Raw genomic sequence first — 20,764 nt, forward strand, 5'->3', positions numbered from 1 at the left:
GTTCCTCGGCTCCACAGGCCGGGCGCTGGACGCCTGGGCCTGGAGGTTTCGGCTGCGGCAGCGCCGACCGCCACGGTACACGGGCCGGTTGCCACCCTGTTGCCGGGACCGCACGTCTTCGCGCACGGGTCCGGGGCATTACGCGAGCTTGCCATCCCTGCGCCTGGGAAATTGCACCTCAGCGACCCTGTGCATGCTGAAACCGACGCCGGGCGACTTGCCGCCACCTTCTTATATAGATGCCCCGCAGCCCCATCGGCGGATGCCGGACGCACGGCCCGCCACGAAGCGCCGCCTCGCCGAACCCCGCATGCCTATCCGCGACCGGCTTGACGCTTTCGGCAATACCCCGGTCGCTTTTGCGCGATAGCGCCCAAAGCCCCGGGGATATGCTCCCTTCAAAGCGCCGGCAACCGATTCGGCGCGCCCGACACCAAGGGGACAGCCTGATGAGCCCAGCCGAACTGCACGCCGACAGCATCGTCATCGATGGCCTGATCATCGCCAAGTGGAACCGCGAACTCTTCGAAGACATGCGCAAGGGCGGCCTGACCGCTGCCAACTGCACCGTCTCCGTGTGGGAAGGCTTCCAGGCCACGGTGAACAACATCGTCGCCAGCAACAACCTGATCCGCGAGAACAGCGACCTGGTCATCCCGGTGCGCACCACCGCCGACATCCGCAAGGCCAAGGAACAGGGCAAGACCGGCATCCTCTACGGCTTCCAGAACGCCCACGCGTTCGAGGACCAGATCGGCTACGTGGAGGTGTTCAAGCAGCTCGGCGTGGGCATCGTGCAGATGTGCTACAACACCCAGAACCTCGTGGGCACCGGCTGCTACGAGCGCGACGGCGGCCTCTCCGGCTTCGGTCGCGAGATCGTCGCGGAGATGAACCGCGTCGGCATCATGTGCGACCTCTCCCACGTCGGCTCCAAGACCTCCGAGGAAGTCATCCTCGAATCGAAGAAGCCCGTCTGCTACTCCCACTGCCTGCCTTCAGGGCTGAAGGAACACCCGCGCAACAAGTCCGATGAAGAGCTGAAGTTCATCGCCGACCACGGCGGCTTCGTCGGCGTGACCATGTTCGCGCCGTTCCTCGCCAAGGGCATCGACTCCACCATCGACGACTACGCCGAAGCCATCGAGTACGTGATGAACATCGTCGGCGAGGACGCCATCGGCATCGGCACCGACTTCACCCAGGGCCACGGCCAGGACTTCTTCGAGTACCTGACCCACGACAAGGGCTACGCCCGCCGCCTGACCAACTTCGGGAAGATCGTGAATCCCCTGGGCATCCGCACCGTGGGCGAGTTCCCCAACCTCACCGAGACCCTGCTCAAGCGCGGCCACAGCGAACGCGTGGTGCGCAAGATCATGGGCGAGAACTGGGTCAACGTCCTGAAGGACGTCTGGGGCGAATGACGCCAGCCCGAACCGAACACGAATCGTAGGGTGGATGACGCTCTTTTCATCCACCACCCCACCGCGCGGTGGCTCATCTCTGCGGCGGATGACTGAAGCGCCATCCGCCCGATACCTGACCTGAATTCGGAGTTATCCACATGGCCAAACACGCCCCTGAACTGCCCATCGAAGTCGACAGCGAGACCGGCGTCTGGACCACCGACGCCCTACCGATGCTCTATGTGCCGCGCCACTTCTTCGTCAACAACCACATGGGCATCGAGGCCGAGCTGGGCCCGGAGCGCTACGCCGAGATCCTCTACAAGGCCGGCTACAAGTCCGCCTGGCACTGGTGCGAGAAGGAGGCCGAATGCCACGGCCTGGAAGGCGTGGCGGTGTTCGAGCACTACATGAAGCGCCTGTCCCAGCGCGGCTGGGGCCTGTTCCAGATCCAGGACATCGACCTCGACAAGGGCACCGCCAGCGTCAAGCTCAAGCACTCCGCCTTCGTCTACGTCTACGGCAAGGTCGGCCGCAAGGTGGACTACATGTTCACCGGCTGGTTCGCCGGCGCCATGGACCAGATCCTCGCCGCCCGTGGCAGCAGCCTTCGTACCGTCGCCGAGCAGGTCTACAGCGGCTCGGAAGAAGGCCACGACGACGGCCTGTTCATCGTCAAACCCCTGTAAGCCGGAGCACGCACCATGGCCTTCGAAGCAATGTTCCAGCCGATCCAGATCGGCAAGCTGACCATCCGCAACCGCGTGCTTTCCACCGCTCACGCCGAGGTGATCGCCACCGACGGCGGCATGACCACCGAGCGCTACATCCGCTACTACGAGGAGAAGGCCAAGGGCGGCATCGGCCTGGCCATCTGCGGCGGCTCGTCGGTGGTCTCCACCGACAGCCCGCAGCAGTGGTGGAGTTCGGTGAACCTGTCCACCGACCGCATCATCCCGCACTTCCAGAACCTCGCCGACGCCATGCACAAGCACGGCGCCAAGATCATGATCCAGATAACCCACATGGGCCGGCGCTCGCGCTGGGACGGCTACAACTGGCCGACCCTGATGTCCCCGTCGGGCATCCGCGAGCCCGTGCACCGCGCCACCTGCAAGACCATCGAGGTGGAAGAGATCTGGCGCGTCATCGGTGACTTCGCCCAGGCCGCGCGCCGCGCCAAGGCCGGCGGGCTGGATGGCGTCGAACTGTCCGCCGTGCACCAGCACATGATCGACCAGTTCTGGAGCCCCCGCGTCAACAAGCGCACCGACGAATGGGGCGGCACCTTCGAAGGCCGCATGAAGTTCGGCCTGGAAGTGCTCAAGGCCGTGCGCGAGGAAGTCGGCCCCGACTTCTGCGTCGGCCTGCGCATCTCCGGTGACGAGTTCCACCCCGACGGCCTGTCCCACGAGGACATGAAGCAGATCGCCAAGTACTACAGCGACACCGGCATGCTGGACTTCATCGGCGTGGTCGGCTCCGGCGCCGACACCCACAACACCCTGGCCAACGTCATCCCCAACATGAGCTTCCCGCCGGAGCCCTTCCTGCACCTGGCGGCCGGCATCAAGGAAGTGGTCAACGTCCCGGTGCTGCACGCACAGAACATCAAGGACCCGAACCAGGCCACCCGCATCCTCGAAGGCGGCTACGTGGACATGGTCGGCATGACCCGCGCCCACATCGCCGACCCGCACCTGATCGCCAAGATCAAGATGGGCCAGGTGGACCAGATCAAGCAGTGCGTCGGCGCCAACTACTGCATCGACCGCCAGTACCAGGGCCTGGACGTGCTGTGCATCCAGAACGCCGCCACCACCCGCGAGTACATGGGCGTTCCGCACATCATCGAGAAGACCACTGGCAAGAAGCGCAAGGTGGTCATCGTCGGCGGCGGCCCCGCCGGCATGGAAGCGGCCCGCGTGGCGGCCGAGCGCGGCCACGACGTGACCCTGTTCGAGAAGAAGGACCAGCTCGGCGGCCAGATCACCCTCGCCGCCAAGGCCCCGCAGCGCGACCAGATCGCCGGCATCACCCGCTGGTACCAGCTGGAGATCGCCCGCCTCGGCGTCGACCTGCGCCTGGGCACCGCCGCTGATCCGGCCACCATCCTCGACCTCAAGCCCGACATCGTGGTGCTGGCCAACGGCGGCCACCCCTTCATCGAGCAGAACGAGCACTGGGGTGCGGCCGACGGCCTGGTGGTGAGCGCCTGGGACATCCTCGAAGGCAAGGTGGAGCCCGGCAAGAACGTGCTGGTCTACGACACCATCTGCGAGTTCGGCGGCATGTCCGCAGCGGACTACCTGTCCGAGAAGGGCGCCCAGGTGGAGATCGTCACCGACGACACCAAGCCCGGCGTCGCCATGGGTGGCACCACCTTCCCGACCTACTACCGCAGCCTGTACCCGAAGGAAGTGATCATGACCGGCGACCTGGTGCTGGAGAAGGTCTACCGCGAGGGCGACAAGGTGGTGGCCGTGCTGGAGAACGAGTACACCGGCGCCCGCGAGGAGCGCGTGGTGGACCAGATCGTCATCGAGAACGGCGTACGCCCGGACGAGACGCTGTACTACGCACTCAAGCAAGGCTCGCGCAACAAGGGCCAGATCGACGTCGACGCCCTGTTCGCCATCCAGCCGCAGCCCTGCCTCAGCGAGCCCGGTGACGGTTACCTGCTGTTCCGCATCGGCGACTGTGGCGCCCCCCGCAACGTGCACGCGGCGATCTACGACGCCCTGCGCCTGTGCAAGGACTTCTGACGCCGCCAGGTAGACGCGGGATGGGGTGAGCGACGCGAATCCCCTCCCGCGCATCCTCCCCGCGTTCACCCGGTCCCGTAGGGAGACCAGCAATGCTGAACACGATTCTTCCCCTCCTGCTCTTCACCGCCCTCGGTCTGGCCGTGCTCGGCGCCGCGAAGCGCTTCCTCATGTGGCGCCGGGGCCGCCCGTCGCAGGTCGACTGGCTCGGCGGGCTGATGAAGATGCCGCGCCGCTACCTGGTGGACCTGCACCACGTGGTCGAGCGCGACACGTACATGTCCAAGACCCACGTCGCCACCGCCGGCGGCTTCGTCCTGGCGGCGCTGCTGGCGATCCTGGTGCATGGCTTCGGCCTGCACAGCCGCATCCTCGGCTTCGCCCTGCTGGCGGCCACGGCGCTGATGTTCGTCGGCGCCCTGTTCGTCGCCAAGCGCCGGCGCAACCCGCCGGCGCGGCTGTCCAAGGGCCCGTGGATGCGCCTGCCGAAGAGCCTGCTGATGTTCTCCGCGAGCTTCTTCATCGCCACCCTGCCGGTGGCCGGCATCCTCCCGGCCGGCTTCGGCGGCTGGTTCCTCGCGGCCCTCCTCGCCGTGGGCGTGGCCTGGGGCGTGTCCGAGCTGTTCTTCGGCATGACCTGGGGCGGGCCGATGAAGCACGCCTTCGCCGGGGCCCTGCACCTGGCCTGGCACCGCCGCGCCGAACGCTTCGGTGGCGGCCGCTCCACCGGCCTCAAGGCCCTGGACCTGACCGACCCGAGCGCCCCGCTGGGCGTGGAGAAACCCACCGACTTCACCTGGAACCAGCTGCTCGGTTTCGACGCCTGCGTGCAGTGCGGCAAGTGCGAAGCCATGTGCCCGGCCTTCGCCGCCGGCCAGCCGCTGAACCCGAAGAAGCTGATCCAGGACATGGTCATCGGCCTGGCCGGCGGCAACGACGCCTCCTTCGCCGGCAGCCCATACCCTGGCAAGGCCCTGGGTGAGCACAGCGGCGGCCCGCACCAGCCCATCGTGTCCCTGGAGGGCAAGGCCCTGGTGGATGCCGAGACCCTGTGGTCCTGCACCACCTGCCGCGCCTGCGTCGAAGAGTGCCCGATGATGATCGAGCACGTCGACGCCATCGTCGACATGCGCCGCCACCTGACCCTGGAGAAGGGCGCCACCCCGAACAAGGGTGCCGAGGTGCTGGAAAACCTCATCGCCACCGACAACCCCGGCGGCTTCGCCCCCGGCGGCCGGCTGAACTGGGCGGCGGACCTGAACCTGCCGCTGATGAGCGACAAGCAGCAGGCGGACGTGCTGTTCTGGGTCGGCGACGGTGCCTTCGACATGCGCAACCAGCGCACCCTGCGCGCCTTCGTGAAAGTGCTCAAGGCCGCCAACGTTGACTTCGCCGTGCTCGGCCTGGAAGAGCGCGACAGTGGCGACGTGGCCCGGCGCCTGGGTGACGAAGCCACCTTCCAGACCCTCGCCAGGCGCAACATCGCCACCCTGGCCAAGTACCGCTTCAAGCGCATCGTCAGCTGCGACCCCCACAGCTTCCACGTGCTGAAGAACGAGTACGGCGCTCTCGGCGGTCACTACGACGTCCTGCACCACACCACCTTCATCGACGAGCTGGTGCGCGGCGGCGCACTGAACCTCGGCCAGAGCAAGGCCGGCAGCGTGACCTACCACGACCCCTGCTACCTCGGCCGCTACAACGGCGAGTACGAAGCGCCCCGCGCCGTGCTCAAGGCCATCGGCATCGAGGTGAAGGAAATGGAACGCTCCGGCTTCCGCTCCCGCTGCTGTGGCGGCGGTGGTGGCGCACCGATCACCGACATCCCCGGCAAGCAGCGGATTCCCGACATGCGCATGGTGGACATCAAGGAAACCGGCGCCGAACTGGTGGCCGTCGGTTGCCCGCAGTGCACCGCGATGCTCGAAGGCGTGGTCGCCCCGCGCCCGGAGATCAAGGACATCGCCGAACTGGTGGCCGACGTGCTCATCGAGGCCCCCGCCGAGGTGAAGAAACCGGCCGCCGCCAAAGCGTCCATGGAGGTGGCGTGATGCCCATCCACCGCCTCCCCCGCCTGGAGACCCGAGCATGAGCGACATCATCCGCCGCGACCCACGCGCCGAGTGGATCGCCCGCAACCGCCTGCACCCGCTGCACGGCCTGCTGCAGACCCAGGGCCAGGCCAGCTGGATGGGCCCCAACGGCGTGCTGCGCAAGAACCCCCATGTGGCCGCCGCCGGCTTCATCGGCCCCAACGGCGTCAAGCGCATCGACCGCAGCGGCGCCCAGCAGGGCACCGCTGGCAAGCGCAGCAGCGCGCCCGAGGTGGTGCAGCTGCCGCTGTTGGTCATCGAACAACCGGCCTTCCACGTCTGCGTGGTGCCCGACATGGTCGGCGGCCGCCTCTCCAGCCACGACAAGGACCTGCTCGGCCTGGCCCGCAAGCTCGCCGGCAGTGACGGCGCCGTGGTGGCCGTGGTGTTCGGCGAGGACAAGGAAAGCGCCTTCGACACCGCTGGCGTCGACCGCCTGCTGCGCATCCCCGGTGAAGCCTTCGACGGCTACTCGCCGGAAGCGCGGGTGCTGGCCCTGAGCGCCGTGGAAAGCCAGCTGGCGCCGCGCCACTGGCTGCTGCCCGACAGCCGCACCGGTGGCGGCGAGCTGGGCCGGCGCCTGGCCGCCAAGCTCGGCGAGCGCCCCGCCACCCGCGTCTGGCAGGTGGCCGACCAGCAGGCCACGGGCCGTGCCGGTGCCGGCCGTGAAGACCTGGTGCGGCGCCTGCCGCGCCTGGTGCTGGCTGCCGCCGAATGCGCCGAGCCGGTCAGCGAGACCCGCCACGAGGCCCGCGCCCTGGAACTCACCCACGCCATCGCCCACAGCCTGCCGCGCATCGAAGACCTCGGCCCGGTGGCCGTGGACCCGGCGCAGATCCCCATGGCCGAAGCGGAGTTCATCCTCTCCGGCGGCAACGGCGTGAAGGACTGGGACCTGTTCCACCAGGCCGCCCGCGAGCTGGGCGCCACCGAAGGCGCCTCCCGCGTGGCGGTGGACGACGGCCACATGCCGCGCAACCGCCAGGTCGGCGCCACCGGCACCTGGGTCACCGCGCGGGTCTACCTCGCGGTGGGCATCTCCGGGGCCATACAGCACCTGCAGGGCATCGGCGCCTGCGACAAGGTGGTGGCGGTGAACATGGACCCGGGCTGCGACATGATCAAACGCGCCGATCTCTCGGTGATCGGCGACTCCGGCGCCATCCTCGCCGCGCTCATCGAGCGGGTACGGCAATACCGTCAGGGAGGGGCACGCGATGCCGCATGACGCACTGAAGATCGTCAGCCTCGTCTCCGTCGGCGCCCACCCCACGTCCGGCCGTCCGCGCCGCGCCGACCAGGACGCCCGCGCGGTGGAGCTGGGCCTGCGCCTGGCCGGCCCGCAGCTGCGGGTGGTGCACGCCGGCGATCCCCGGGAAGACGCCCTGCGCAGCTACCTGGGCATGGGCCTGACCGAGCTGGTGGTGCTGGAGCAGGGCCCGCGTGACGACGCCCTGCCGGCCCTCGGCGATTTCATCCAGCACAGCGGCGCGCAGCTGGTGCTCACCGGTAGCCAGGCGGAAACCGGCGAAGGCTCGGGCATGCTCCCCTACCTGCTGGCCGAACGCCTCGGCTGGCCGCTGGTGGTGGGCCTGGCCGAGGTGGAGAAGGTGGACAACGGCGTCGCCCAGGTGCTGCAAGCCCTGCCCCGTGGCCAGCGGCGCCGGCTGAAGGTGCGCCTGCCGTTCCTCGCCAGCGTCGACAACGCCGCCCCGGCCGCACGGCAGAGCGCCTACGGCCCGGCGCGTCGCGGACAGCTAAGTGCCGAAGACGTGGACGTGGTAGAAGACGAGCTGTTCGCCGACAGCCAGCTGCAACCCGCCCGCCCGCGCCCCAAGCGCCTCAAGGTGATCAAGGCCAAGACCGGTGCCGAGCGGATGAAGGCGGCAACGGCCAAGGCCTCCGGTGGTGGCGGTCAGGTCCTCAAGGACCTTTCGCCGGAAGCGGGTGCCGAGGCTATCTTCAAACTGCTGCAGGAAGAGGGCGTGCTGCGCTGACGCAGCACCAGGAGGAGACACCGACATGATGCATGCCGATCTGATCGACCAGGATGACTTCCGCGACCGGCTGGTTGCACTGGGCCTCAGCATTCCGCCGGGGGTGAGCGCCGAACAGGCGTGCGAACACGCCGTCAGCGGCCTCAGCCCGGAACGCGCCACCGCCCTGCGGCGCCTGGTGGAGGAGCTGCTGGGCGGCAACGCCACCCTGCTGCCCCAGGTGCGCGAGGCCATCTCCCGCACCCTGCTCCCGGCCCTGGTGCCGCGCTGATTCCCCCGTAACGACGAAGGGCGCCACTGGCGCCCTTTTTCATGCCCACGCAAAACCGTCGCCCGCCGACACGAGGCATCCCCTGGCACCGATGGGCTTCGCACAGCTCAGCCCATCCTACGTCCGCCTCCGCACCCACCGCACGCGACCGCTCCCAAAGGTCGGCACCCGTGGGAGCGGTTTCAACCGCGAAAGCCCCCCGCACCCAAGCCCCAGGCAAAACCGCGTAGCCCGGACTTCAGTCCGGGAACGGGCAGGATGGGCTGGGGAAGAACCTTCGCGAGCAGCGCTCGCTCCTACGGGCGTGCGTCAACCGGGGAGTTTCCCGGGCTGAAGCCCGGGCTACGGGGACGTTCCGGGACGGCTGAGGACGCACCCTGGTGCCGATGGGTTTCGCACAGCTCAGCCCATCCTACGTCCGCCTCCGCCCCCCATCGCATGCGACGTAGGATGCGGTGAGCTCGGCGAACCGCATCGAATCCAGCAGTTCCCGCAAGCCGGCACCAGCCCCGTGGGAGCGGTTTCAACCGCGAAAGGCCCCGCACCCAAGCCCCAGGCAAGACCGCGTAGCCCGGACTTCAGTCCGGGAGCGGGCAGGGTGGGCTAGGGAAGAACCTCCGCGAGCAGAGCGCGCTCCTATGGGCGGGTTTCAGCCGGGGAGTTTCCCGGGCTGAAGCCCGGGCTACAGGGACGTTTTGGGGAACGGGGCCGCTGGGCGGCCCCGGATGGGTTACAGGCGGACGCTGGCGAAGGTGGATTCGCTCTGCGCGCGGCTGAGGGCGACGCCGGCGGTGGAGGGGCGGCGCAGGTCTTCGGGCAGCGGCACCAGGGCGACGACGTTGGCGTTCTGGCCAGCGCGCTCGTCGCGCGGCGGGATGCCGAAGTACTCGCGGTAGCACTTGGAGAAGTGCGGGGTGGAGACGAAGCCGCACACCGAGGCCACTTCGATGATCGACATGGCGGTCTGCTTCAGCAGCTGGCGCGCGCGGATCAGGCGCAGCTTGAGGTAGTAGCGCGACGGCGAGCAGTGCAGGTACTTCTGGAACAGGCGCTCCAGCTGGCGACGGGAAACATCGACGTAGCAGGCCAGTTCGTCCAGGTCGATGGGCTCTTCGAGGTTGGCCTCCATCAGCGCGACGATTTCCTGCAGCTTCGGCTGGTTGGTGCCGAGCATGTGCTTGAGGGGCACGCGCTGGTGGTCCTGCTCGTTGCGGATGCGCTCGTAGATGAACATCTCGGAGATCGCCGCTGCCAGCTCGCGGCCATGCTCGCGGCCGATGAGGTGCAGCATCATGTCCATCGGCGCGGTGCCGCCGGAGGAGGTGTTGCGGTTGCGGTCGATGGAGAACAGGCGGGTGGTCACGGCGGCGCGGGGGAAGGCTTCCTGCATGGCCGCCAGGCATTCCCAGTGCACGCTGCAGTCGAACCCGTCCAGCAGGCCGGCCTTGGCCAGCGCCCAGCTGCCGGTGCACACGGCGCCCAGCTGGCGGCCCTGGCGGGACTGCACCTGCAGCCAGTGCAGGTGCTCGCGGGTCACGCTGTGCTGGATGTCCACCCCGCCGCAGACGATCACCGCATCCAGCGCCGGCGCATTCTCCAGGCCGGCATCGGGGGTGATCTGCAGGCCGTCGCTGGCGCTGACCGGCTTGCCGTCCTGGCTGAGGGTGTACCAGCGGTACAGCTCCTTGCCGGAAAGCTGGTTGGCCATGCGCAGCGGTTCCACCGCCGAGGCCAGGGAGATCAGGGTGAAGTTGTCCAGCAGCAGGAAGCCGATGGTTTGGGGGACGCGATTCTGAGGCTGGGAGCCGGTGGTGGACTGTGACATCTGCGAAACCCTCACGCTAAACACGCATTGAGCCTCTATTGCGAGGCCCTCTTTCTTATTGGTGGTTCTGGTACGCGCTGACCCAGACGGTTGCCCTTTCTACAAGGCAAAGGCCATGCCTGGATTGATCAGCTGTTCAATAAAAATGCGTCGATTCATCCAAACCCCATGCCAGCGGGGCTAGGCGAGAGCGACAGAAACATTCTGATAGCGACCGCCAGGCCGCGTGATTCCTGGCGTCTGGGGTGTTCGGTAGCACCGGACTGGAGGGCCGCTGTCACCCCGCTACATCCGGGAATGTGGGCCGTAACAGACGAACGGCGCGTGATGTGACCGATTGGTCAGGAGGTCTTTTAATCCGCTCCGGGCGCGACGCACCAAAAGGCGGCGGCGCGCCCGGGCCGGGGGCACGGGCGGGTCAGCACTCGATGGCGCTGACGGCCAGGCCGCCGCGGGAGGTTTCCTTGTACTTGTCGTGCATGTCGGCCCCGGTGTCGCGCATGGTGCGGATCACCCGGTCGAGGGAGATGAAGTGCTCGCCGTCGCCACGCAGGGCCATCTGCGCGGCGTTGATGGCCTTCACTGCGGCAATGGCGTTGCGTTCGATGCAGGGCACCTGGACCAGGCCGCCGACCGGGTCGCAGGTGAGGCCGAGGTTGTGCTCCAGGGCGATCTCGGCGGCGTTCTCCAGCTGTTCGGGGCTGGCCCCGAGCACTTCGGCCAGGCCGGCGGCGGCCATGGCACAGGCGGAGCCGACCTCGCCCTGGCAACCCACCTCGGCGCCGGAGATGGAGGCGTTCTTCTTGCAGAGGATGCCGACGGCGGCGGCGCCCAGGAAGTACGCCACCACGTCGTCATCGGAGGCTTCGGGGTTGAAGCGCATGTAGTAGTGCAGTACGGCGGGGATGATGCCGGCGGCGCCGTTGGTGGGCGCGGTGACCATGCGCCCGCCGGCGGCGTTCTCTTCGTTCACCGCCAGGGCATACAGGTTGACCCACTCCATGGCGCTCATGGTGGAGCCGATGACGTTGGGCTTGCCCAGGTCCAGCAGGCTGCGGTGCAGGCGCGCGGCGCGGCGGCGCACGTTGAGGCCGCCGGGCAGCACACCCTCGTGGCGCAGGCCGTTCTCCACGCATTCGCGCATGGCCGCCCAGAGGCGCAGCAGGCCGCTGCGGATCGCCTCGTCGCTGCGCCAGGCGCGCTCGTTGGCCATCATCAGCTCGGACACGCGCAGGCCGTGGCGCTGGCAGAGCTGCAGCAGTTCGTCGCCGCTGGAGAAATCATAGGGCAGCGCGGTGGTGTCCTGGTCGAGGCGGCCGGAGGCGGCCTGCTCGGCATCCACCACGAAGCCACCCCCGACGGAGTAATAGGTGTCGCGGTGCAGTTCGCCGTCCTCACCGAGGGCCACCAGGGTCATGGCGTTGGGGTGGTAGGGCAGGTTCTCGTCCAACAGGCGCATGTCCCGCGACCAGACGAAGGGCACCGGCAGTCGACCGTCCAGCAGCAGTTCGTTGCGCTCCATCAGCGTGGCGATGCGCGGGGCGATGAGTTGCGGGTCGATCTGGTCGGGCCATTCGCCCATCAGCCCCATGATCACTGCGCGGTCGGTGCCGTGCCCGACGCCGGTGGCGGACAGCGAGCCATAGAGGTTCACCTCCAGCCGACGCACGCGTTCCAGCAGGTGGCGCTCGCGCAGGGCGCCGACGAACAGCGCGGCGGCGCGCATGGGCCCGACGGTGTGGGAACTGGATGGGCCGATACCGATCTTGAACAGGTCGAACACGCTGATGGCCACGGGACTCTCCGCTGACTGGGTTGCATCGCGCACATCATCGGCATTTCCGTGATCGGCGAACGTCCCACACCGACTTGCTCGTGTCCGAATGCGTCGCCCGTTATCCCCACATCGAGCGTGGAAAAACGACAGCGACGTCCTGCTTGCGACCTGCTTCGTAGAAAGCGACACGTCTACGGCGCCATGATCCAGGCGCCCCGCTCCGGCCAGCAGCGCATCGTTCGCCACGCGGGTTTCCCCGATCCGAAACACCCTGTGGATAAGACCATGAACCCTAGAAAAACCTGGGGCCTGGCCGCAGCGCTGTGCTTTCCGCTGCTGGCCCAGGCTGCCGATCCGGAGTCCTGCTCCACCGTTCGCTTCGCCGATGTCGGCTGGACCGACATCACCGTCACCACCGCCGTGACCCGCTACGTGCTCACCGAGCTGGGCTACAGCACCCAGGTCAAGCGCCTGTCCGTGCCCGACACCTACAAGGCCATGGCGGACAAGAAGATTGATGTGTTCCTCGGCAACTGGATGCCGAGCATGGAGAACGACATCGCCCCCTACCGCGAGAAAGGCAGCGTCGACACCCTGGGCGCCAACCTGGAGGGCGCCAAGTACACCCTGGCGGTGAACAAGGCGGCGTGGGACGGCGGGTTGAAGAACTTTTCCGACCTGGCGCGCTTTCGCAAGGAGCTGGGCGGGAAGATCTATGGCATCGAGCCGGGCAACGACGGCAACAAGCTGATCGGCCGGATGATCAGCGAGAACGCCTTCGGCGTCGGTGACTTCCAGCTGGTGGAGTCCAGCGAGAGCAGCATGCTGGCACAGGTGAAGCGCGCCGAGCACCTCAAGCAGTGGGTGGTGTTCCTCGGCTGGGAGCCGCACCCGATGAACAACACCTTCGAGATGCAGTACCTGGCCGGCGGCGACGACTACTTCGGCCCGAACTTCGGCGGTGCCACCGTCTACACCAACACCCGTGCAGGGCTGGCCAAGGAGTGCCCGAACCTCGGGCGCCTGCTGAAGAACCTGCGCTTCTCCCTGGCCATGGAGAACCACCTGATGGGCGCCGTGCTCAACCAGAGCACCAACCGTCGCCGCGAGGCCAAGGCCTGGCTGAAGGAGAACCCCGCCGACCTGGCGCGCTGGCTCGAAGGCGTCACCACCCGCGACGGAAAACCGGCGGATCCTGCCCTGAACCTGGCCGCCGAACCCTGATTTCTGTCGTTCCCTCCACTCCACCGCAGCCCCCGGCTGCCCTGGCCTGCAGCCTGCGCAAGCGCTGCAGGCCAGTCGCCACGCGGGTTCCAGCGGTCGCGCCGGGCAAAAACTTTCTGTTAAGGTTTTCCGCCATTGGCTGATGTCGTCGCCCAACACGTCAGGGTCGTAAACCGACAATTGCCGGTATGCCGAGGCTATATCGTTGAGACAGCCGATTTCGTCGCTGCCACGCTCCCAGGGAGGTGCGGCAGACCGGGGCCCTCCGCCCCGGACCGAAGAACACAAAGCGGCCATGCCCTCCTGACGGGACGTGGCCCTACAAGAAATTTCGGATGTACGCGCACCTCCGGTCGAGGTGTGGAATGACCCAGGGATCGGGTCACGTAGCACTGCCAGAGGGTGTGGAAAGCGGTTTGCAACTCAGCGCAACGAAGGACAGGAACTCAAGGATTCGATCAGGCGTCCATGCCCTGCGGGGTGAGGGTGGCTGTCTGAATCCGTGGGCACCCGGTCGTCGGTTCGACGTCGCACAGCCTCCCTGCCAGGCCCTGGAACCAGTAAACCCACACAGGCAAGAACAGTCGACAGCACCTGGCGCCGCGCCCTGGATGGGAGCCCGCGAGCACGCGTGTCCGACAAGGATGCCTACCGAAGGGGAATGATCCCATGCAGTCTGGAAAAATCGTGGTCCAGAACCTCTACAAGGTTTTCGGCCAACAGCCACAAGAAGCCATCGACCTGCTCAAGCAAGGCTGGAGCAAGGAACGGATTCTCGCTGAACGTGGCGCGGTGATCGGCGTCAGCGACGTCTCGTTCAGCGTCGAGGAGGGCGAGATCTTCGTCCTCATGGGCCTGTCGGGCTCCGGCAAGTCCACCCTGATCCGCCTCATCAACCGTCTGATCGAACCGACCGCGGGCGACGTCTTCATCGACGGCCAGAACGTGGCCAAGCTGCCCAAGGCACAGCTGATCGACCTGCGTCGTCGCGACATGAGCATGGTGTTCCAGTCCTTCGCCCTGATGCCCTCGCGCACCGTGCTGGACAACGCCGCCTTCGGCCTGGAAGTGGCCGGCAAGAGCAAGAAGGAGCGCGAGCGTCGCGCCATGGAAGTGCTGGAGCAGGTGGGCCTGGCGCCCTTCGCCCACAAGTACCCCCACGAACTCTCCGGCGGCATGCAGCAGCGCGTGGGCCTGGCCCGCGCCCTGGCGGTGGACCCGTCGATGATCATCATGGACGAGGCCTTCTCGGCCCTCGACCCGCTCAAGCGCCGCGAGATGCAGGACGTGCTGCTGGAGCTGCAGAAGACCCACCGCCGCACCATCATCTTCGTCTCCCACGACATCGAGGAAGCCATGCGCATCGGTTCGCGCATCGGCATCATGGAAGGCGGCAAGCTGGTCCAGGTCGGCACCCCGCAGGAGCTGATCGAGAAGCCCGCCAACGACTACGTGCGCAACTTCTTCGACACCGTCGACACCAGCCGCTACCTCACCGCTGGCCAGCTCAAGGCCGACAGCGTCCCGCTCTATGTGCACAACGGCAAGGCGCCCGATGCGCTGCAGGTATGCCGCGAGCTGCAGGCCATGGACAAGCACTACGCCTTCATCGTCGACGAGGACAACCGCTTCCGCGGCTCCATCAGCCTGGAGAAGATCGCCCTGCTGGTGGAGGACGGCCGCTCCCGCAGCCTCGAACCGGACCTGCTCAAGCAGATCGTGCCGGTGCCCGAGGACCTGCCACTGGACCAGGTGATCGAGCGCCTGGTGGACAACGAAGGCCCCATCCCGGTCATCGACCAGGCGGGCCACTATGCCGGGGCGATCAGCAAGGGCCGCCTGCTGAGCCGACTGCAGGGGGTTTGAGATGAGCGAGAAACTGGATCTGGGCAGCTGGGTCAACGACGTCGTCCAGCACCTGCTGGAAAACTACGGCGGCGCCTTCGAGAGCGTGGGCACCGTGGTCAGCGGCTTCTCCGAGCTGATCGAGCGCTTCCTGATGTGGCCGCCGGCCTGGCTGCTGATCGCCGTGTTCGTCGGCCTCGGCCTGTGGCGCATCGGCGTGAAGTTCGCGCTGTTCACCGCCGCCTCGCTGGTGCTGATCGTGCTCACCGGCTTCTGGGAGCAGACCGTGGTCACCCTCGGCCTGACCTTCTCCTCCACCCTCATCAGCCTGCTGCTGGGCATCCCGCTGGGCATCTGGGCCGCCAAGAGCGAGCGGGTGGCCATCATCATCCGGCCGATCCTCGACTTCATGCAGACCATGCCGGCGTTCGTCTACCTGATTCCCGCCGCCATGCTCTTCGGCCTCGGCCGCGTGCCGGGGATCATCGCCACGGTGATCTTCGCCATGCCCCCGGCGGTGCGCCTGACCAGCCTCGGCATCCGCCAGGTGAACAAGGAAATCGTCGAGGCCGGCCAATCCTTCGGCTGCACCAGCTGGCAGCTGCTATACAAGGTGCAGCTTCCCAACGCGATGCCGTCGATCATGGCCGGGGTCAACCAGACCATCATGATGGCGCTGTCGATGGTGATCATCGCCTCGATGGTCGGCGCCGGCGGCCTGGGCAACGACGTACTCGCCAGCATCCAGCGCCTGGACATCGGCCTGGGCTTCGAGAGCGGCATGGCCGTGGTGCTGCTGGCGATCATCCTCGACCGCATCACCGAGAGTTTCGGCACCCCGCGCGTCCAGGGTCGTGCCAGCCTGTTCGGCTGGTTCAGCGCCCGGGCACGGCTGCAGCGCCAGGTGAAGCCTTCCTAAGAAACGCCAATAAACGAGTACCAGGGGAGTTGCTGATGAAGAACATGAAGAAAATGGCGGGAGTCGGGCTGCTGGCCTGTGCGCTGATGCAAGGCGCCTGGGCCGCTGAGCCGGAAAGCTGCAAGCAGGTACGTTTCGCGGAAATCGGCTGGGCGGACATCTCCGCCACCACCGGCGTGGCCATGGTGCTGACCGAGGGCCTGGGCTACAACCCGCGCAAGATCATGGCCTCGGTGCCGATCGCCTTCACCGGCGTGAAGAACAAGCAGATCGACGTCTTCCTGGGCTACTGGGCGCCGTCGATGGACGCGGTGATCGAGCCCTTCACCAAGGACAACGGCGTGAAGGTGCTGCCGACCGCCAACCTCGAAGGCGCCAAGTACACCCTGGCCGTGCCCACCTATGCGGCCGAAGCCGGCCTGAAGAGCTTCCAGGACATCGCCAAGTTCAAGGACCAGCTGGGCGGCAAGATCTACGGCATCGAGCCGGGTAACGACGGCAACCTGCTGATCGACAAGATGATCAAGGGCAACCAGTTCGAACTGGGCGGCTTCCGCATGGTCGAGTCCTCCGAGGCGGGCATGCTGGTCCAGGTGCAGCGCGCCATCAAGAAGAAGGAGCCGGTGGTCTTCCTCGGCTGGGCCCCCCACCCGATGAACACCCAGTTCGACATCACCTACCTCTCCGGCGGCGATGACGTGTTCGGCCCCGACTACGGCGCCGCCAAGGTCTACACCGTGGTACCGCCGGACTACGAGGCCCGCTGCGGCAACGTCGGCAAGCTGCTGAACAACCTGCAGTTCAACGTCGAGATGGAAAGCCAGCTGATGGAGAACATCCTGAAGAAGGAAGACCCGATGAAGGTCGCCACCMCCTGGCTCAAAGCCAACCCCGCCGTGCTCGACAAGTGGCTCGCCGGCGTCACCACCTTCGACGGCCAGGATGGCGCCGCTGCCGTCAAGAAGCACCTCGGTCTCTGACTTCCCTTTCCGCCACCGTGGCCGCCCGGCCACGGTGCGCGGACTCGCCAAGCCCGCCCAAGAACGGGTTCAGGCCTCCAACGTAGCAATGCTGCCAATCCCACCTGATGGAGCAATACGTATGCGAAAGCTGAAGTCCCTGTGTCTGCAATCCATCGGCATCGCCGCCCTGGCCCTTGGCCTCGGTACGGCCCATGCCGCTGACAAACCCACCCTGAAGATCGGCTACGTCAACGGCTGGGACGACAGCGTCGCCGCCACCCATGTCGCCGGCGAAATCCTCAAGGAACGGCTCGGCTACGGCGTCGACCTCAAGCCGGTGGAGCCCGCCATCATGTGGCAGGGCGTGGCCCGGGGCGACCTGGATGCCACCCTTTCGGCCTGGCTGCCGGCCACCCACGGCGAGTACTACGAGAAGCTCAAGGACAAGGTGGTCGTCCTCGGCTCCAACTACAAAGGGGCCAAGATCGGCCTCATCGTGCCGGACTACGTCCAGGCCAAATCCATCGAAGACCTGAACACCTACAAGGCCGATTTCGACGGCAAGATCACCGGGATCGACGCCGGTGCCGGCGTGATGCGCCGCACCGAGGACGCGATCAAGCAATACAACCTGGACATCAAGCTGATGCCCAGCTCCGGCCCGGCCATGGCCACCGCCCTGACCCGCGCCGAGAAAGCCCAGAAGCCCATCGTGGTGACCGGCTGGATCCCCCACTGGATGTTCGCCAAGTGGAAGCTGCGCTTCCTGGAAGACCCGAAGAAGGTCTTCGGCGATGACGAACACGTCGACACCGTGGTCAACCCGGGCCTGGAAGCCAAGGCCGCCGATGCCACCGCCTTCCTGAAGAAATTCTCCTGGAGCGGCGAGGAAGTCGGTGCCGTGATGCTGGCCATCCGCGAAGGCGCCAAGCCGGAAGAGGCCGCCAAGGCCTGGATCGCCAAGAACCCGCAGCGCGTGGAGGAGTGGCTGAAGTAAGCCGCGCCACGCTCGTCCAAGCCCCCGCCGGCCCTGCCGTCGGGGGCTTTTTCATGGGCCGTGCCCCAGCGCCTGGATGCCCTGCAGGGCAAAACAGCTCCATCACCGGGCACCTCGGCCCCTTCCCGCCTGCGACGACGACGCTGATTGATCAATCAATTAATTACGCCCTAGACTCCGCCTTCCCGATACCCACACAAAATGGTGGAAATCCCCGATGCCCAAGGTCGGAATGCAGCCGATCCGCCGCTCGCAACTGATCCATGCCACCCTCGAGGCCGTCGACAAGGTCGGCATGGCCGACGCCAGCATCGCCTACATCGCGCGCCTCGCCGGTGTTTCCAACGGCATCATCAGCCACTACTTCAAGGACAAGAACGGCCTGCTCGAGGCCACCATGCGCCACCTGATGCAGGCCCTCAGCACCGCCGTGCGCGAGCGCCGCGCCGCCCTGGTGGACGGCAGCCCCCGGGCCCACCTGCGGGCGATCATCGAGGGCAACTTCGACGACAGCCAGGTCAACGGCCCGGCCATGAAGACCTGGCTGGCCTTCTGGGCCGCCAGCATGCACCACCCGTCCCTGCGCCGCCTGCAGCGGGTCAACGACCACCGCCTCTATTCCAACCTGTGCTGCGAGCTGCGCAGGGTGCTGGACGTCCAGACCGCGCGTGCGGCCGCCCGTGGCCTGGCCGCGCTGATCGACGGGTTGTGGCTGCGCAGCGCCCTCTCCGGCGACGTCGACACACGACAGTCCCTGCACATCGCCTACGACTACCTGGACCAGCAACTGGCCAAAGCCGCCCGCTGACCCCGTTTCCCGCGCTACCCAACGACGCGCTACCCGCCTGAAACGAAAACGCCCCGGGATTTCCCCCAGGGCGTTTCGCATTGCGGGCCGGTCAGACCGGGCCGGGCACCGACACCGGTGAACGGCGCTCCAGGGCTTCGCCGTCGAGGTCGGCGCGCATCGCCTTGAGCAGGGCGAACATGTACAGCAGCAGCACCACCGAGAACGGCAGCCCCGCCAGCACCACCACCGTCTGCATGGCGGTGAAGTTGCCGGCGAACAGCAGGCCGATGGTCACCAGGGTGATCACCACGGACCAGAAGATGCGCAGCCAGTTCGGCGCGTCCTCGTCCAGTTCGCCGCCCTTGCGGGACAGGTTGGCCAGCATCACCGAGCCGGAGTCGGCCGGGGTGAGGAACAGCACGAAGCCCACGCAGATGGACAGGCCGATCACCACCTTGGCCATCGGGTAGTGCTCCAGCAGCAGGTAGATGGACATGGACGGCTGCTCCAGCGCGGCCTTGCCCAGCTCCACGGCGTTCTGCTGCATCACCAGGTCCAGGGCGCTGTTGCCGAACACCGACAGCCAGGCCAGGGTGAAGCCCAGCGGGATCAGCATCACCCCGCACACCAGCTCACGGGCGGTACGGCCACGGGAGATACGGGCGATGAACATGCCGACGAAGGGCGCCCAGGAGATCCACCAGGCCCAGTAGAACAGGGTCCACAGGCCCATCCAGGCTTCGCTCTTGCCGCTCTGGCCGGTGTAGACGTAGAGGTCGAAGGTCTTCAGCACCAGGCCGTTGAGGTAGTCACCCAGGTTCTGCACCAGGCTGTTGAGCAGGTGCAGGGTATTGCCCGCCAGCAGCACGAACAGCAGCAGGCCGCTGAACAGGATGATGTTCAGGTTGGACAGCCGGCGAATGCCCTTCTCGATGCCCGATACAGCGGCCAGGGTCGCCACCAGGCTCATCACCAGGATCACCGCCAGCAGCGCGGTCTGGCTGTGGGGGTAGCCGAACAGGTACTCCAGGCCGGAGGAGACCTGCAGCGAGCCGATGCCCAGGTTGGTCACCAGGCCCAGCAGGGTGACGAAGATGCCGAAGCAGTCCACCGCATTGCCCACCGAACCCTTCATCAGGCGTTCGCCGAACAGCGGGTAGAGCGCCGAGCGCAATGCCAGCGGCTGGTTGTGGCGGTAGGCGAAGTAGCCGACGGCCAGGCCCACCAGCGCATAGATCGCCCAGCCATGCACACCCCAGTGGAGGAAGGTCAGCTGCAGCGCCTGGCGTGCGGCGTGCTGGGTACCGGGCTCGCCTTCCGGCGGGTTGTAGAGGTGATCCAGCGGCTCGGACGCCGCGAAGTACAGCAGCGAGATGCCGATGCCCGAGGAGAACAGCATCCCCGCCCAGGCGCCGTAGCTGAAGTCCGGACGCTCGCCGTCCGCCCCCAGGCGCAGGTTGCCGTAGCGGGAGAAGGCCACGTAGAGGACGAAGAACAGGTAGGCACCGATCGCCAGCATGTAGTACCAGCCGAAGCTGCGGGACAGCCAGGCCTGGGCCTTGCCGAGCCAGAGGCCGGCCTGTTCGGGGAAGAGGATCAGCACGAGGGTGAGCAGCAGGATCGACGCCGTCGATCCGAAGAACACCACGGGATTCAGCCGCGGCTGCACACCGTGGCCGTGGTGGGAAGAGGCGGTACTCATGGACAGCAGAGCTCCAAGGCAGTTAAGGCACGCGCCTGTCGGCGCAACCACAGACCCGCGCCGCCCTGCCCGACCCGCTCATGAACCCCGGCGAAGCCTCTGCATTGCGGCCTGGACAGGGTGCGGCGAACTGCCGCACATCGGTCCATGCCGCGCAGCTTATTCTTTGTTGTTTGAACGTTCAATAA

Annotated in this window: 16 protein-coding genes; 13 read left to right on the top strand and 3 right to left on the bottom strand. The window is 66.9% G+C overall.

All coding sequences use genetic code 11. The features are described 5' to 3' along the window. The first annotated feature begins 449 nt into the window (after nt 1-449). From SZ55_RS17825 to SZ55_RS17855, 7 genes are all read left to right on the top strand, one after another. On the top strand, nt 450-1,427 hold the full coding sequence (locus SZ55_RS17825) for a dipeptidase (protein ID WP_044409203.1): 978 nt from the start codon (nt 450-452) through the stop codon (nt 1,425-1,427). Nucleotides 1,428-1,567: 140 nt separating this feature from the next. Then, a complete protein-coding gene (locus tag SZ55_RS17830) occupies nt 1,568-2,098 on the top strand; it encodes a DUF5943 domain-containing protein (RefSeq protein ID WP_044409204.1) in 531 nt (176 codons plus the stop codon). A 15-nt stretch (nt 2,099-2,113) separates the two neighbouring features. Then, nucleotides 2,114-4,174: a dimethylglycine demethylation protein DgcA gene (gene dgcA, locus SZ55_RS17835; protein ID WP_044409207.1), complete on the top strand. Its 2,061-nt coding sequence runs from the start codon at nt 2,114-2,116 to the stop codon at nt 4,172-4,174. 92 nt (nt 4,175-4,266) lie between these two features. Beyond that, a complete protein-coding gene (dgcB, locus tag SZ55_RS17840) occupies nt 4,267-6,225 on the top strand; it encodes a dimethylglycine demethylation protein DgcB (RefSeq protein WP_044409210.1) in 1,959 nt (652 codons plus the stop codon). A 37-nt stretch (nt 6,226-6,262) separates the two neighbouring features. Beyond that, a complete protein-coding gene (etfA, locus tag SZ55_RS17845; RefSeq protein ID WP_044409213.1) occupies nt 6,263-7,495 on the top strand; it encodes an electron transfer flavoprotein subunit alpha in 1,233 nt (410 codons plus the stop codon). Continuing rightward, complete coding sequence (gene etfB, locus SZ55_RS17850; protein WP_044409216.1) at nt 7,485-8,264, top strand: electron transfer flavoprotein subunit beta; 780 nt, start codon at nt 7,485-7,487, stop codon at nt 8,262-8,264. The genes etfA and etfB overlap by 11 nt, the downstream gene beginning before the upstream one ends. A gap of 25 nt (nt 8,265-8,289) precedes the next feature. Beyond that, the gene (locus SZ55_RS17855) at nt 8,290-8,535 is read left to right on the top strand and encodes a hypothetical protein (RefSeq protein WP_044409219.1); all 246 of its coding nucleotides are present in this window, start codon (nt 8,290-8,292) and stop codon (nt 8,533-8,535) included. Between the two features lie 730 nt (nt 8,536-9,265). On the opposite strand, the gene SZ55_RS17860 is transcribed toward SZ55_RS17855, so the two are convergent. Together SZ55_RS17860 and SZ55_RS17865 are read right to left on the bottom strand one after the other, a co-directional pair. Continuing rightward, nucleotides 9,266-10,360, bottom strand: coding sequence for a GlxA family transcriptional regulator (locus tag SZ55_RS17860; protein WP_044409222.1), 1,095 nt, complete (start codon nt 10,358-10,360; stop codon nt 9,266-9,268). A gap of 418 nt (nt 10,361-10,778) precedes the next feature. Then, a complete protein-coding gene (locus SZ55_RS17865; RefSeq protein ID WP_044409225.1) occupies nt 10,779-12,155 on the bottom strand; it encodes an L-serine ammonia-lyase in 1,377 nt (458 codons plus the stop codon). 267 nt (nt 12,156-12,422) lie between these two features. Here SZ55_RS17865 and SZ55_RS17870 point away from each other — a divergent pair, with 267 nt between their 5' ends. The 6 genes from SZ55_RS17870 to betI all read left to right on the top strand — a co-directional run bounded on the left by SZ55_RS17870 (nt 12,423) and on the right by betI (nt 18,892). Further along, a complete protein-coding gene (locus SZ55_RS17870) occupies nt 12,423-13,361 on the top strand; it encodes a choline ABC transporter substrate-binding protein (RefSeq protein WP_044409228.1) in 939 nt (312 codons plus the stop codon). A gap of 669 nt (nt 13,362-14,030) precedes the next feature. Next, complete coding sequence (locus SZ55_RS17875) at nt 14,031-15,227, top strand: quaternary amine ABC transporter ATP-binding protein (RefSeq protein WP_044409231.1); 1,197 nt, start codon at nt 14,031-14,033, stop codon at nt 15,225-15,227. Between the two features lies 1 nt (nt 15,228). Next, the gene (locus tag SZ55_RS17880; RefSeq protein WP_044409233.1) at nt 15,229-16,125 is read left to right on the top strand and encodes an ABC transporter permease; all 897 of its coding nucleotides are present in this window, start codon (nt 15,229-15,231) and stop codon (nt 16,123-16,125) included. Nucleotides 16,126-16,160: 35 nt separating this feature from the next. Next, nucleotides 16,161-17,105, top strand: coding sequence for a choline ABC transporter substrate-binding protein (locus tag SZ55_RS17885; protein ID WP_044409236.1), 945 nt, complete (start codon nt 16,161-16,163; stop codon nt 17,103-17,105). Between the two features lie 121 nt (nt 17,106-17,226). Continuing rightward, nucleotides 17,227-18,084: a glycine betaine ABC transporter substrate-binding protein gene (locus tag SZ55_RS17890; protein WP_044409239.1), complete on the top strand. Its 858-nt coding sequence runs from the start codon at nt 17,227-17,229 to the stop codon at nt 18,082-18,084. 217 nt (nt 18,085-18,301) lie between these two features. Next, nucleotides 18,302-18,892, top strand: a complete 591-nt coding sequence (gene betI, locus SZ55_RS17895) for a transcriptional regulator BetI (RefSeq protein WP_044409242.1) — start codon at nt 18,302-18,304, stop codon at nt 18,890-18,892. A gap of 91 nt (nt 18,893-18,983) precedes the next feature. Here betI and SZ55_RS17900 read toward each other — a convergent pair whose 3' ends face one another. After that, nucleotides 18,984-20,519 (bottom strand): BCCT family transporter, encoded by a 1,536-nt coding sequence (locus SZ55_RS17900; protein ID WP_044409272.1) that lies wholly within the window; start codon nt 20,517-20,519, stop codon nt 18,984-18,986. Between the last annotated feature and the right edge of the window lie 245 nt (nt 20,520-20,764).

It is taken from the genome of Pseudomonas sp. FeS53a, assembly GCF_000931385.1.
Lineage (GTDB): Bacteria > Pseudomonadota > Gammaproteobacteria > Pseudomonadales > Pseudomonadaceae > Metapseudomonas > Metapseudomonas otitidis.

Bases quoted from the DNA above. Each gene is read 5' to 3' on its own strand.
- SZ55_RS17890 (WP_044409239.1), top strand. From the start codon at position 17,227: ATGCGAAAGCTGAAGTCCCTGTGTCTGCAATCCATCGGCATCGCCGCC.
- etfA (WP_044409213.1), top strand. From the start codon at position 6,263: ATGAGCGACATCATCCGCCGCGACCCACGCGCCGAGTGGATCGCCCGC.
- SZ55_RS17855 (WP_044409219.1), top strand. From the start codon at position 8,290: ATGATGCATGCCGATCTGATCGACCAGGATGACTTCCGCGACCGGCTG.
- etfB (WP_044409216.1), top strand. From the start codon at position 7,485: ATGCCGCATGACGCACTGAAGATCGTCAGCCTCGTCTCCGTCGGCGCC.
- dgcA (WP_044409207.1), top strand. From the start codon at position 2,114: ATGGCCTTCGAAGCAATGTTCCAGCCGATCCAGATCGGCAAGCTGACC.
- betI (WP_044409242.1), top strand. From the start codon at position 18,302: ATGCCCAAGGTCGGAATGCAGCCGATCCGCCGCTCGCAACTGATCCAT.
- SZ55_RS17880 (WP_044409233.1), top strand. From the start codon at position 15,229: ATGAGCGAGAAACTGGATCTGGGCAGCTGGGTCAACGACGTCGTCCAG.
- SZ55_RS17870 (WP_044409228.1), top strand. From the start codon at position 12,423: ATGAACCCTAGAAAAACCTGGGGCCTGGCCGCAGCGCTGTGCTTTCCG.
- SZ55_RS17830 (WP_044409204.1), top strand. From the start codon at position 1,568: ATGGCCAAACACGCCCCTGAACTGCCCATCGAAGTCGACAGCGAGACC.
- SZ55_RS17825 (WP_044409203.1), top strand. From the start codon at position 450: ATGAGCCCAGCCGAACTGCACGCCGACAGCATCGTCATCGATGGCCTG.
- dgcB (WP_044409210.1), top strand. From the start codon at position 4,267: ATGCTGAACACGATTCTTCCCCTCCTGCTCTTCACCGCCCTCGGTCTG.
- SZ55_RS17875 (WP_044409231.1), top strand. From the start codon at position 14,031: ATGCAGTCTGGAAAAATCGTGGTCCAGAACCTCTACAAGGTTTTCGGC.
- SZ55_RS17860 (WP_044409222.1), bottom strand. From the start codon at position 10,360: ATGTCACAGTCCACCACCGGCTCCCAGCCTCAGAATCGCGTCCCCCAA.